A 13229-nucleotide genomic window follows, 5' to 3' on the forward strand; every position below is an offset into this window, starting at 1 on the left:
GTTTGCATGTCACGTTTGGTGGTCGGCCCGTTCAATCGGGTTGAAGGCGATCTGGAAGTTCAACTGGAAGTGGAAGATGGCCGCGTGCGTTCGGCACGGGTCAACGCCACCATGTACCGTGGTTTCGAGCAAATCCTGCTGCAACACGCACCGCTCGATGCGCTGACCTACGCGCCACGTATTTGCGGAATCTGCTCGGTATCGCAATCGATCGCCGCTGCCCGCGCCCTGGCCGGGCTGGCCGGCGTACAGCCGCCGGACAACGGCCTGCTGGCAATCAACCTGATGGCCGCCACCGAAAACCTCGCCGATCACCTGAGCCATTTCTACCTGTTTTTCATGCCGGATTTCGTGCGTCCGGTGTACGCCGACCGACCCTGGTACCCAGAGGCGCTGGCGCGCTTTACCCCGCTTCAGGGCAGCCAGCAGCGCCTGGCCATTTCCGCGCGCAAGCGCTGGCTGGACCTGATCGGCACATTGGGCGGCAAGTGGCCGCACACCGGCTCGATCCAACCCGGCGGCTCGACCCGCGCCATCGATGCCGCCGAACGCCTGCGCCTGCTGACCCGCGTGCGCGAGTTCCGGCAGTTTCTGGAAACCGAACTGTTCGCCGCGCCGCTGGAGCGCATCAACGGGTTCAGCAGCGAAAGCGAGCTTTGGGCATGGCAAGCCGAAGCGCCGGGGCAGGGGGATTTGCGCCAGTTCCTGCAAATCGCCCTGGATGCCGGGCTTGAGCATCTGGGGCCGGGACCGGGGCTTTATCTGTCCTACGGCGCGTATCCGCGGGCCGATGGTTCGATGGTGTTCCCGCGCGGCCTGTGGAATGGCGTCACCCAGCGTGAGCAAGCGCTGGATCTGGGTGACATCCGTGAAGACAGCGCCCATGCCTGGCTCGATGACATCGGCGGCCCGCGCCATCCGGCCGATGGGCAAACCCAGCCGTTGCTGGAAAAACCCGACGCCTATACCTGGAACAAAGCCCCACGCCTGGCCGGCGCGGTGCTGGAAACCGGCGCCATTGCGCGTCAGTTGATGGCCGGCCAACCGCTGCTGCGCGATGCCGTGGCACGCTGTTCGGCCACGGTGTATACCCGCGTGCTCGCGCGTTTGCTGGAGCTGGCGCAGGTGGTGCCGTTGATGGAGAGCTGGTTGATCGCCCTGCGTCCCGGCGAGCCGTACTACCGCGCCGCCGCATTGCCCGACAGTGGCCGCGCGGTCGGCCTGACCGAAGCGGCCCGTGGCGCGCTGGGCCATTGGCTGGAAGTAGAGCAGGGGCGAATCTCGCGATACCAGATCATCGCCCCGACCACCTGGAACTTTTCGCCACGCGATGCCCAAGGCCGACCCGGCGCACTGGAACAAGCCTTGCAAGGTGCCCAGGTGTTACCCGGCGAAAAAAGCCCGGTCGCGGTGCAACATATCGTTCGCTCTTTTGACCCGTGCATGGTTTGCACGGTGCATTGAAAAGGAAACCCCATGGAACGCCTGACCATTTCCCTGGACCGTGGCCTCGCAGAGGAACTGGACGCGTTGATTCGCGACCAGGGTTACCACAACCGGTCCGAGGCCATGCGCGACATTTTGCGCCGGCATATCGAACAGGCGCGCCTGGAGCAAGGCCAGGCGCCGCATTGCGTGGCCAACCTGAGCTTCGTCTACGATCACCATTCGCGCACCCTTACCGAGCGGGTGATGGCGCTGCAACACGCCCATCATCACCTGACTATCGCCAGCCAGCATGCACACCTGGATCACGACAACTGCCTGGAAAGCCTGATGCTCAAGGGCCCGTCCGATGAAGTGCGCGAGTTCGCCAATCGCCTGTGCGCTGAACGCGGCGTGCGCCATGGCTGGCTGAACCTGATCCCGGTGGAGCAGGGCACGACCCATGAGCAAGTCCACAGCCACCTGCACTTGCACCCTAAAAGCTGACGACCATGGCACGTAAACCGCCACCCGGCGCCCTCGACGAGGACGCCTGGATCGAAGTCATCGCCAGGATGGACGAGGTCTATTCCAAGCTGGTGCAAGACGAAATCGCCCTGGAAGAAAAGAACGTCGAGCTGGAACAGTCGCAACAGTTCATTGCCGGGCTGTTGTCGTCGATGTCCGATGTGTTGCTGGCCTGCGACCCCGAAGGGCGCATTGAAGAGAGCAACAGCGCGCTGCGCACCCTGGTCGGCCGTGACGAAGGGGCATTGTCCGGCAGCCCGGCCTACGCGTTGTTGGCCGACCCACACAGTGAAACCCAATTGCGCCAGGCTCTTGCCAGCCTGCGCAATCCCAGCGCCAGCGCATCATTGGAGGTCAACTTCAAGGATGCCAGCGGCGCGCCGGTGCCCGTGGACGTGAGTTGCACCGTGCGCAGCGCCGGCAACGGACGCTTCATCGGGCATGTGTTGGTGGGGCGCCCGCTGGGCGAACTGCAGCACGCTTATCGCCAACTGCACGAGGCCCACGAAGCGCTCAAGCGCACTCAACAACAACTGTTGCACGCGGAAAAAATGGCCTCGCTGGGGCGCCTGGTGGCCGGTGTCGCCCACGAACTGAACAATCCCATCAGCTTCGTGCTGGCCAACGCCCACGTGCTCGACAGCTATGGCAAACGCTTGCAGCAGTATTTACAGGCGGTCCACGACGGCGAGTCGCAAACCCGCCTTCACGCCTTGCGCCAACAGCTGCGCATCGATCCGCTGCTGAGCGACTTACCGTCGTTGATCGAGGGCAGCATGGAAGGCGCGCAACGCACCGCCGACATCGTCAGCGCCCTGAAGCGCTTCTCGGCGGTGGACCGTGAAGCACTGGGCGAGGTCGACCTCAATGATGTCATCGAGCGCGCCATCCACTGGGTCTGTCGTGGCGTCGCGCCGGATCTGCAGGTGCATTGGCAGGCCGTTGACACGCCGCCGGTGCGCGGCAATGCCGGGCAACTGCTGCAAGTGCTGATGAACCTGATGCAGAACGCCTACGATGCCGCGCAAACCGCCAACCAGGCCGCGCCCACCGTGTGGATCGATGTGACCCAGGCACCGGGGTGGGTCACGCTGCGGCTACGCGACAATGGCGCAGGCATCGCCGAAAAACATCTGGGCCAGGTGTTCGACCCGTTTTTCAGCACCAAGCCCGTGGGCAAGGGCACGGGCCTGGGGCTATCAATCAGCTACGGCATCATCGAACGCTGTGGTGGTCGGATGACCGCCGCCAATCACCCCCAGGGCGGTGCGGAATTCACCGTGACATTGCCCGAAGCCGGGTTCGCCTGAGCCGATAATCCGCCATCCGGCTGGAAGCTCGCTGTCCACTTATTCGCGTGAATGGACAATCACTGTCCAGTCGCGATGTTCGGCGAGCGCCAGAGCGTCGCCCGGCCACGGCTGAATGACCCTCGGCAGGCAAACTGGCACAGGGTTTGTATGAGGTTTTTCAGATTCTTCATACATGAACCCATCTTTCTGGAGTTCGCATGCCCTTGCTTCCTGCTTCACCGACTGTTGCGCCGTTGACTTTCAAGCGTCGCGTCCTGGCCATTTTCGCTGGCCTGGTCGCCGCCAACCTGTTGGCCTGGGCTTGGGCGTTCAGCGCCTTCCATGACTATCCGCTGCTGCTCGGCACCGCCTTTCTGGCCTATAGCTTCGGCCTGCGCCATGCCGTGGATGCCGACCACATCGCCGCCATCGACAACGCCACCCGCAAGCTGATCCAGGAAGGCCGGCAAACCGCGAGTGTCGGGCTGTTCTTCTCGCTCGGGCACAGCACCGTGGTGATCCTGGCTTCGCTCGGTATCGCCCTGACGGCCACGGCGTTCAAAAGCGAAATCGAAGCCTTTCATGGCATCGGCGGGCTGATTGGCACCTCGGTGTCCGCTGCGTTCCTGTCGCTGGTGGCGCTGATCAACCTGCTGATCCTGCGCTCGGTGTACCAGGCGTTTGGACGCGTGCGGCGCGGTGAACGGATCGGCGAGCAGGAAATGAACGCGATCCTCACCGGTGGCGGTCCGATTGCTCGTCTGTTGCGCCCGCTGTTCCGGCTGATCAGCCGTCCCTGGCACTTGTATCCGCTGGGCCTGCTGTTCGGCCTGGGGTTCGACACCGCCACGGAGATCGGCCTGCTGGGGATTGCAGCGGTACAAGCGTCCCAGAGCCTGCCGATCTGGTCGATTCTGGTGTTCCCGGCGCTCTTCACCGCCGGTATGGCGCTGGTCGACACCGCCGACAGCGTGATGATGACCGGGGCTTACCACTGGGCACTGGTCAACCCGGCACGCAAGCTCTATTACAACCTGACCATCACCTCCATGTCGGTGTTGGTGGCATTGCTGGTGGGCGGGGTGGAAGTGCTCGGGCTGGTCGCGGCGCGTTGGGACCTGCACGGCGGCGTGTGGGATTACATCACTGCACTGACCGACAACTTCGGCATGATCGGCTACCTGATCGTCGGGATATTCATCCTGACCTGGGGCGTTTCCGTGGCGTTCTACCGCTTCAAGGGCTACGACCGCCTGGACGTGACGCCTGCCTGAACCTTTTCTTCCTTTCATCGCCTGGCAAGGGGCTCTCGCCAGTCATTTGCCAGGCTGGACACAATGTTTCCGGCCTGCATGAATAGTGGAAACATATCTTCCGTCTCGGGTTTGTTACACGGTGTCTCGATGTGCTCGGTGTTGGATAAAAAACCTTTAAAAACAAACAGATAAAATGCTTAGCAAGCAATTTATCCGCGCCGCGGCGAAATGGCACAGGTCTTGTACTTACCAGATAACTGAACGTTATGGGTTATCCGCACGTTTCCAGCCTCCGTCGCAATCATGGCCCAGGCTGCAGCCTCAACACCCCATAGAACTGATGGCCTTTGTAGCCGACGGCATGGCGCCTGACTTATCCGGTCAGGCACAGATTTCCAACACACCGAGTGCAGCCCCCGTTGAAGAACATTCTCGGGGAGGAGAAATAAAGTAATGGAAACGTTTTACGAGGTGATGCGCAGACAAGGCATCTCGCGCCGCAGCTTTCTTAAATTTTGTTCCTTGACCGCAACCTCGCTGGGCCTGGGCCCGGCCTTCATGCCCAAAATCGCCTGGGCCATGGAGAACAAGCCGCGCACGCCAGTCCTCTGGTTGCACGGCCTGGAATGCACCTGTTGCTCGGAGTCGTTCATCCGCTCCGCGCATCCGCTGGCCAAGGACGTGGTGCTGTCGATGATCTCCCTGGATTACGACGACACCTTGATGGCCGCCGCCGGGCATCAGGCCGAGGCGATCCTTGACGAGGTCATGACCAAGTACAAGGGCAACTACATCCTGGCCGTCGAAGGCAACCCGCCGCTGAACCAGGACGGTATGAGCTGCATCATTGGCGGCAAGCCGTTCGTCGAGCAGTTGAAGCGTGTTTCACGCGATGCCAAGGCGATCATTTCCTGGGGTTCGTGCGCCAGCTGGGGCTGCGTACAGGCCGCCAAGCCCAACCCGACCCAGGCCGTGCCGATTCACAAGGTCATCACCGACAAGCCGATCATCAAAGTGCCGGGCTGCCCGCCCATCGCTGAAGTCATGACTGGGGTGATCACCTACATGCTGACCTTCGACCGCATTCCCGAGTTGGACCGTCAGGGCCGGCCGAAAATGTTCTACAGCCAGCGCATCCACGACAAGTGCTACCGCCGTCCGAACTTCGACGCCGGCCAGTTCGTCGAGTCCTGGGACGACGACGCCGCGCGCAAGGGCTACTGCCTCTACAAAGTCGGCTGCAAAGGCCCGACCACCTACAACGCCTGCTCGACCGTGCGTTGGAATGGCGGCACCAGCTTCCCGATCCAGTCCGGCCATGGCTGCATCGGTTGCTCGGAGGAGGGTTTCTGGGACAAGGGCTCGTTCTATCAGCACCTGACCGATATCAACCAGTTTGGCGTTGAAGCGAATGCCGATGAAATCGGCCTGGCTGCCGGCGTCACCGTCGGTGCCGCGATCACTGCCCACGCCGCCGTCACCGCCCTCAAACGCGCCAGTAACGGCAAGGCGTCCACGCCGTCGCACGACGCCCCAGCGACAAGACAGGAATAAGCACCAATGAGCACCTATTCGACTCAGGGTTTCGATCTCAACAACACAGGCCGACGTATCGTTGTCGACCCTGTGACCCGTATCGAAGGCCACATGCGCGTCGAGGTCAACCTCGATGCCAACAACATCATCCGCAACGCAGTTTCCACCGGCACCATGTGGCGCGGCCTGGAAGTCATCCTCAAGGGCCGCGACCCGCGTGACGCCTGGGCATTCGTGGAGCGCATCTGCGGCGTCTGCACCGGTTGCCACGCACTGGCCTCGGTGCGTTCGGTAGAGGATGCACTGGGCATTCGTATCCCGCCGAACGCGCACTTGATTCGCGAGATGATGGCCAAGACCCTGCAGGTCCATGACCACGCCGTGCATTTCTACCACCTGCATGCCCTGGACTGGGTGGACGTGGTGTCTGCGCTCAAGGCCGACCCCAAGCGCACTTCGGAATTGCAGCAGACCGTATCGCCGGCGCACCCGTTGTCGTCGCCGGGTTATTTCCGCGACGTGCAAAACCGCCTGAAGAAGTTCGTCGAAAGCGGCCAGCTCGGGCCGTTCATGAATGGCTATTGGGGCAACCCGGCGTACCAACTGCCGCCTGAAGCCAACCTGATGGCCGTGACCCATTACCTCGAAGCCCTCGACTTGCAGAAAGAGTGGGTGAAGATCCACACCATCTTCGGCGGCAAGAACCCGCACCCTAACTACCTGGTCGGCGGCGTGCCTTGCGCGATCAATATCGACGGCGACCTGGCCGCCGGTGCGCCGTTGAATATGGAACGCCTGAACTTCGTGCGTGCGCGCATCGATGAAGCGCTGACCTTCTGCCGCAACGTGTATGTGCCGGACGTGCTGGCCATCGGCACCATCTACAAGCAAAAGGGCTGGTTGCATGGCGGCGGTTTGTCGGCGACCAACGTGATGGACTACGGCACCTACGCCAAGGTCAATTACGACGACAGCACCAACCAACTGCCGGGCGGTGCGATCCTCAACGGCAACTGGGACGAGATCCTGCCTGTCGACGCGCGCGATCCCGAGCAAGTGCAAGAGTTCGTGACCCACTCCTGGTACAACTACCCGGACAACGACAAGGGCCTGCACCCGTGGGATGGCATCACCGAGCCGAACTACGAGCTGGGCGCCAAGACCAAGGGCACCCGCACCAACATCGAAGAAGTGGACGAAAGCGCCAAATATTCGTGGGTCAAATCGCCGCGCTGGCGCGGGCATGCCATGGAAGTCGGGCCATTGGCGCGTTACATCCTCGGCTACGCCCACGCCCTCAAGGGCAACCCGCATTGCCAACGGGTCAAGGAGCAACTGGAAGGTTCGCTGCGGGCGGTCAACCACGACTTGCCGAAGGCCCTGGGCCTGGCGGAAACCAACCTCAGTGCCAAGCAACTCTTGCCAAGCACGATCGGCCGGACCCTGACCCGCGCCCTGGAAGCCGAATACTGCGCAGAAATGATGGTCGACGACTGGAACGAGTTGATGACCAACATCCGCAACGGCGACCGCGCCACTGCCAACGTCGAGAAGTGGGACCCGTCCACCTGGCCTGCCGAAGCCAAAGGGGTCGGCATCGTTGCCGCGCCACGCGGCGCGCTGGGGCACTGGATCCGGATCAAGAACGGCAAGATCGAAAACTACCAATGCGTCGTGCCCAGCACCTGGAACGGCAGCCCGCGTGATGCCAAAGGGCAGATCGGTGCTTTCGAAGCCGCGCTGATGAACACGCCGGTGGCCGTCCCCGATCAGCCCGTGGAAATCCTGCGCACGCTGCATTCCTTCGACCCTTGCATGGCCTGCGCGACCCACGTGATGAGCGAGGACGGCGCGGAGCTGAGCACAGTCAAGGTCAGTTGATCGATTGTTCAACGCTGCATTCGGCAGGCGCCACGGCGCCTGCCCATCCAAAGGTGACGCTATGACCCAACCTACTCAAAGCCCCCTCGACGCGTCGGAATACGTGTACGAGGCACCCGTGCGCCTGTGGCACTGGATCAATGCCGCCTGCATTGTGGTGCTGGCCATCACCGGCTACTTGATTGGCTCGCCGCTGGCGACCCAACCGGGCGAAGCCAGCGACCATTTCGTGATGGGCTACATCCGCTTTGCGCATTTCAGCGCGGCGTACATTTTCACCATCGCCATGATCGGGCGCGCCTATTGGGCGCTGGTGGGCAATCACCACGCCCGCGAACTGTTCTCGGTGCCGCTGGCCAGCAAGGTCTACTGGACTGACTTGGTCGCCTGGGTGCGCTACTACTTGTTCATCGGGCCGACGCCCAAGCCGATGTTCGGCCATAACCCGCTGTCGCGGTTCGCGATGTTTTTCATCTTCCTGCTGACCTCACTGTTCATGATCCTGACCGGCTTTGCGCTGTACGGCGAAGGCGCGCAAATGGGCTCGTGGCAGGAGCGCACCTTCGGTTGGGTGCTGCCGCTGCTGGGGCAATCCAACAACGTGCATGTCCTGCATCACTTGGGCATGTGGGTGATTGTGCTATTCGTCATGTTCCACATCTATGCCGCCGTGCGCGAAGAAATCAACGGGCGGCTGAGCTTGGTCGGGGCCATGATTTCCGGCTACAAGACCTTCAAAAAATGACCACATTGGTAGAAACCGCCATGAGTCCTCTCCAACCGACACTGCCGCAGATCACCGTGCTGGGCATCGGCAACCTGCTGTGGGCCGACGAAGGCTTCGGCGTACGTTGCGTCGAAGCCCTGCAACAGCGTTATGAGTTCGCCGACAACGTGGCGCTGATCGATGGCGGCACTCAAGGCCTGTACCTGATCCAGCATGTCCAGCAAGCCGATTACCTGCTGATTTTCGACGCGGTGGATTACAACCTCGCACCGGGCGAGCTGAAGTTCATCGCCGACGATGAGGTGCCTAAATTCCTCGGCATCAAAAAACTCAGCCTGCACCAGACCGGCTTTCAGGAAGTGCTGATGCTCGCGCAATTGACCGGCCATTACCCGACCCGGGTGTTGCTGATCGGTTGCCAGCCGGAAAACATGATGGACTACGGCGGCAGCCTGCGCCCCAGCGTCAGGGCCGCCATGGAAGGCGCGCTGGATGAGGCGCTGCGCGTGCTCGACAGCTGGGGCGCGGCGCCGCAGAAACGCGCTACGCCGTTGGCGGGTGAAGAGGCCGTGACGCTGCCGCACCTGGAGCTGCAACGCTACGAAAACGAACGTCCGTCCGAACAGCAAGCCTGCCGGATCGGCGACGAACGCATCCTCGCCAGGCGCGCCTGATATGTGCATCGGATTGCCCATGCAAGTGATCGAGGCCGGGTTGGGCTTCGCCCGATGCCGCGACCGCCACGGCGAAGAACGGCGCATCGACCTGTCACTGGTTGGCCCCTGTGGCGTCGGCGACTGGCTGTTGATCTTTCTCGACGCCGCCCGCGAACGCCTCGACGCCCAGCGCGCCAGCGAAATCGACTCGACCCTGCGCCTGCTCGAAGACGCCTTGTTCGGCACGGCCCCGCAGCCAGACAGCGCGCCGGGTTTCAGCTTGCCCTCAGCCATGAGCGCCGGGCACCTGGCCGCCTTGCTGGGTCAGGCGTCGCCAACCCTTGAGCCTGCCGCGCTCACCCCACCTCAACTGTCACTCAAGGACCCCACATGAGCGAATCCGCTGTTTTCATGGCGCCCATTCCTGCGACGCCCGCCATCCCGGCCTTGATCAGCCGCCTGGTGGAACAATTCGACGCGGCCTGGATCGACGCCGACAACCTTGATGCCTGGCTTGCCCAAGGCGGCGACTGCTTGTTGCTGCTGTGCGGCGATCCGGTACGCCATCCCGAATGCCTGGACGTGGCCGTCGTGCTGCCGGAACTGCGCGTGGAAATCGCGCGTCGCCATCAATTGACCCTGCGCCTGGGGGTGGTCAGCCGCGCCGATGAAGAAGCCATCGCCGAACGCTTTGCCGTGCGTCGCTGGCCGTCGCTGGTGTGGCTGCGCGATGGCGGCTACGTCACCACCTTCAGCGGCATGCTCGACTGGGACGAATACCTGCGCCTGGCGGACAGTGCCGTGAGTCAAAGCAACGCGCGCATTCCATTGCTCGCCGGTGCACCCGTCAGCGCCCCCGGAGGTTGCCAATGAACCACGATACCAATGACCGTGACGGGCAAAACCATGCCGTGGCGTTCGATCCGCTGAACTACATCCCCGTGGTGGACATCGGCCCCGGCTCGCAACCCGACGATGAGGACGTGCTCGAATACATCAGCATGCCCCAGGGCATGTACACCCATAGCATCCCGGTGCTGCCCGAGCCTGAAGAGCTGCAGGCGCTGCCCGGCGCCCGGCAGGCGTTGCAAACGCTGCTGCAATGCCTGCGCGACTGCACGAACGGCCTGGCCACGCAAAGCGTCGACCTCAGCGGCCTGGAAGTCGGCGACCGCAAGCTGCTCGACCAATTGCTGGGGGAGGGCGAGGTCAGCGCGATCATTGCCGCGCAGCCGTCGTTGCGTATCCAGGAGTCGATCTTCGCTGGCGTATGGCGCCTCTACGGCCAGGGCTACGATCACGTCGAAGTGGGCGCCGCCCCCGCGCAGTTGCGCAGCAAGGCTCGCGCTGCGGCGCGGCCAGCGGATTTCGACTTGTCGTCACCCTTGCCGCTGGGCGTCATGAACGCCCCGGCGATCCTGACCGAAGTCCAGGACCGCAGCCAACACTGGCAACCTGGCGATCAGGTGCATGTCATCAACCTGACCTTGCTGCCGTTGTCCGAACAAGACCTTGCCTTTCTCGACACCCACTTGCCCGCCGGCCCCGTGCGCGCCTTGGCCCGTGGCTATGGCAATTGCCTGATCAGCGCGACCCGGATCCAGAACTGCTGGCGCATCACGTACTTCAATTCCCAGGATGCGCAAATCCTCGACACCATCGAAATCACCGACCTGCCGGAAGTGATCTGCGCCGCCCCCGAAGACCTGGCCGACTCCCTGGAGCGCTTTGAAGACGTTATCCAGTGGTTCGAAGGGCAGTGAGGCCGCGATGAACGAAAAAACCAGCTTCGAAGGCAGCTACGGCGGCGACAACGCGCGGATCAGCGACGCCACTCGCCTGGAATGCAAAATCTGCTGGTGGGTATATGACCCGCGCGAAGGCGACCCGGTCTGGCAGATCGAGCCCGGCACGCCGTTCTCGGCATTGCCGGAGCATTGGCGTTGCCCGAACTGCGATGGCGATGCCGAGCAGTTCATGGTGATCGATGAACCTGTCTGAGTGGCAACACGGCCCGGCGCAACAGGCGCAGACCCTGTGCGCACACTTCCAGGACATCGCCGATACGCGCATGCGCGGGTTGCCGTTTCTCAATCAACAACTGGTGGTCGAGGCGGTGGGTTTCAGCGCGCAGATCGCCGGGGAGAATGCGGCCACTGGCGTGCTCGGTATTCTGATCACCCCCTGGTTCATGAACCTGGTCTGGCTGCCGGAGAACACCGGAGCACTCCTGGCCCCGGGGGCGTCAGGCGAACATCAATTCGGCGGCCAGCGCCTGACCTTCATTGGCGCGGACGGCGAAGGCCTTGGTGGCTACGAGAGCTGTTCGCTGTTTTCACCGATGTTTGAATTCGCCGATCAGGACGCGGCCCGGCAAACCGCCGAACAGGTGCTGGCGCTGTTGCGGGACGCGCCCGAACCTCCAGCCGAACGCCCGGCCATCAGCCGCCGTGGCTTGCTGTTCGGTCGCGTGTCCGGGGGCGCACAATGACCGCCACGGCAACCCTGACGCGGCTCGGCGGATCCTTGCGGGTGCGTCCAGGTCAGCAGCCCGCCCTTGTCGGCGGGCGTCCGGCGTTGGCTGCGACCTTGTTGCGCGGCCAGCCGCCACAGACCGCTGCGCATCACTTGCCGTTGCTCTACAGCCTGTGCGGGCAAGCGCATCGCTTGACCGCAGAGTTGGCCGTCCACACCGCATTGCACGGCGAAACGCCCATCGACCCGGAGGCCCGGCGCATGCTGGAGGCCGAAACCCGCCGCGAACATGTGCGACGTATGCTGCTCGAATGGCCGCGGCTGCTGGGTAACCCGTCGATGCGCCCCGATCTCAGCCAATTGCATGCCTGGGAGCACACCCCGCAACAGGCGATGCAGGCCTGGCTGGGTGAACCACTGGCGCACTGGCTTGAACAATGGCACGCCGACCCGTTCAGCGCGCTCGATGCCTGGAGCCAGCGCAGCGATCACTGGCTGGCGCACGCCCTGGCCGACTGCCGCGATGATGCTCACGCCCTGCAACTGCCGGTGCGAGCCTTGTCACTGGCCGGCAACACTCAGGCGCTGCGCGTAGTGGCCGAACAATTGCGAGATGCCAGCGATTTCGCGTTGCATCCGCTGGTCGAGGGACTACCCTGTGAGACGGGCAGCTGGACCCGCGAGCGCGAGGCCGACCCACAACGTTACGCCAGCGTCTGGCTGCGCCTGGGGGCGCGTCTGGCCGAGCTGGCGCGGCTGTCGCTGCCACAGCCCACTGGCCTGGCATTCGGTGCCTTGGCGCTGGGGCCCGATGAGGCGTTGGCCTGGAGCGAAACGTCGCGCGGCCTGTTGCTGCACCGGGTTTGTCTGGAGCGAATGAATGCCGGTGTGTTGATCAGCGATTATCAGGTCATCGCGCCGACCGAATGGAACCTTCATCCCCACGGCACGTTGGCCCAGGGCTTGGCGAAGATGTCAGCCGGCGATTCGCGCACCCGACGTCGCGCCGAACTGTTGATCGCGGCGTTCGACCCGTGCATCGGCTTCACCCTCGAACTTGAAGCAGCACCGAGCGAGGAGATTATTCATGCATGAAGTGAGTCTGGCGGGCGGCATTCTCAGTGCCGTCGAAGCGGCGGCCAAGCGTGATCCGTTCGTACGGGTCAGCCGCCTGCGCCTGGAAGCCGGCCAGTTGGCCGGCGTTGAAGTCGAGGCGCTGCGTTTCGCCCTCGAAGCACTGGCGCCAGGCACCTTGCTGGCCGGTGCGCACATCGATATTGAACAACCCCCGGGCCAGGCTTGGTGCCTGGATTGCGCCATCAGCGTGGCGCTGATCGAGCGCGGCGCCGGCTGCCCGCAGTGCGGCGGCTTCTGGCTGCAACCCACCGGCGGGACTGAATTGCGCATCCTCGACCTGCAGGTCGAGGATCATTAATCGTTTTATTTTGGAGGT

15 protein-coding genes are annotated in these 13229 nt (G+C 63.1%); all 15 read left to right on the forward strand.

Annotated features, from left to right (window positions below):
* The first annotated feature begins 6 nt into the window (after positions 1-6).
* A complete protein-coding gene (locus tag BLR63_RS07030) occupies positions 7-1464 on the forward strand; it encodes a nickel-dependent hydrogenase large subunit (protein ID WP_010563032.1) in 1458 nt (485 codons plus the stop codon).
* Between the two features lie 12 nt (positions 1465-1476).
* A complete protein-coding gene (nikR, locus tag BLR63_RS07035; RefSeq protein ID WP_010563031.1) occupies positions 1477-1932 on the forward strand; it encodes a nickel-responsive transcriptional regulator NikR in 456 nt (151 codons plus the stop codon).
* Positions 1933-1937: 5 nt separating this feature from the next.
* Positions 1938-3263 carry a PAS domain-containing sensor histidine kinase gene (locus BLR63_RS07040; protein WP_010563030.1) on the forward strand — a complete coding sequence of 442 codons (1326 nt, stop codon included), beginning with the start codon at positions 1938-1940 and terminating at the stop codon, positions 3261-3263.
* A gap of 200 nt (positions 3264-3463) precedes the next feature.
* Positions 3464-4519: a HoxN/HupN/NixA family nickel/cobalt transporter gene (locus BLR63_RS07045; protein ID WP_010563029.1), complete on the forward strand. Its 1056-nt coding sequence runs from the start codon at positions 3464-3466 to the stop codon at positions 4517-4519.
* A gap of 435 nt (positions 4520-4954) precedes the next feature.
* The gene (locus tag BLR63_RS07050) at positions 4955-6055 is read left to right on the forward strand and encodes a hydrogenase small subunit (protein ID WP_010563028.1); all 1101 of its coding nucleotides are present in this window, start codon (positions 4955-4957) and stop codon (positions 6053-6055) included.
* Between the two features lie 6 nt (positions 6056-6061).
* Positions 6062-7918 (forward strand): nickel-dependent hydrogenase large subunit, encoded by a 1857-nt coding sequence (locus BLR63_RS07055; RefSeq protein WP_010563027.1) that lies wholly within the window; start codon positions 6062-6064, stop codon positions 7916-7918.
* 61 nt (positions 7919-7979) lie between these two features.
* Complete coding sequence (cybH, locus tag BLR63_RS07060) at positions 7980-8663, forward strand: Ni/Fe-hydrogenase, b-type cytochrome subunit (protein WP_010563026.1); 684 nt, start codon at positions 7980-7982, stop codon at positions 8661-8663.
* 20 nt (positions 8664-8683) lie between these two features.
* Positions 8684-9319, forward strand: a complete 636-nt coding sequence (locus BLR63_RS07065; RefSeq protein ID WP_042946451.1) for a HyaD/HybD family hydrogenase maturation endopeptidase — start codon at positions 8684-8686, stop codon at positions 9317-9319.
* Position 9320: 1 nt separating this feature from the next.
* Complete coding sequence (locus BLR63_RS07070) at positions 9321-9695, forward strand: HypC/HybG/HupF family hydrogenase formation chaperone (RefSeq protein WP_010563024.1); 375 nt, start codon at positions 9321-9323, stop codon at positions 9693-9695.
* Complete coding sequence (locus tag BLR63_RS07075; protein WP_010563023.1) at positions 9692-10174, forward strand: thioredoxin domain-containing protein; 483 nt, start codon at positions 9692-9694, stop codon at positions 10172-10174. Before BLR63_RS07070 ends, BLR63_RS07075 begins: the two co-directional genes overlap by 4 nt.
* On the forward strand, positions 10171-11064 hold the full coding sequence (locus BLR63_RS07080; RefSeq protein WP_010563022.1) for a hydrogenase expression/formation protein: 894 nt from the start codon (positions 10171-10173) through the stop codon (positions 11062-11064). The genes BLR63_RS07075 and BLR63_RS07080 overlap by 4 nt, the downstream gene beginning before the upstream one ends.
* 7 nt (positions 11065-11071) lie before the next feature.
* On the forward strand, positions 11072-11302 hold the full coding sequence (locus BLR63_RS07085) for a rubredoxin (protein ID WP_010563021.1): 231 nt from the start codon (positions 11072-11074) through the stop codon (positions 11300-11302).
* Positions 11289-11792: a [NiFe]-hydrogenase assembly chaperone HybE gene (gene hybE, locus BLR63_RS07090; RefSeq protein WP_010563020.1), complete on the forward strand. Its 504-nt coding sequence runs from the start codon at positions 11289-11291 to the stop codon at positions 11790-11792. The genes BLR63_RS07085 and hybE overlap by 14 nt, the downstream gene beginning before the upstream one ends.
* On the forward strand, positions 11789-12871 hold the full coding sequence (locus BLR63_RS07095) for a HoxV (RefSeq protein ID WP_010563019.1): 1083 nt from the start codon (positions 11789-11791) through the stop codon (positions 12869-12871). Before hybE ends, BLR63_RS07095 begins: the two co-directional genes overlap by 4 nt.
* Entirely contained in the window at positions 12864-13211 is a 348-nt protein-coding gene (locus BLR63_RS07100) for a hydrogenase maturation nickel metallochaperone HypA/HybF (protein ID WP_010563018.1), read from the forward strand. Before BLR63_RS07095 ends, BLR63_RS07100 begins: the two co-directional genes overlap by 8 nt.
* The last annotated feature ends 18 nt before the right edge of the window (positions 13212-13229 follow it).

Source organism: Pseudomonas extremaustralis (genome assembly GCF_900102035.1).
GTDB lineage: Bacteria > Pseudomonadota > Gammaproteobacteria > Pseudomonadales > Pseudomonadaceae > Aquipseudomonas > Aquipseudomonas extremaustralis.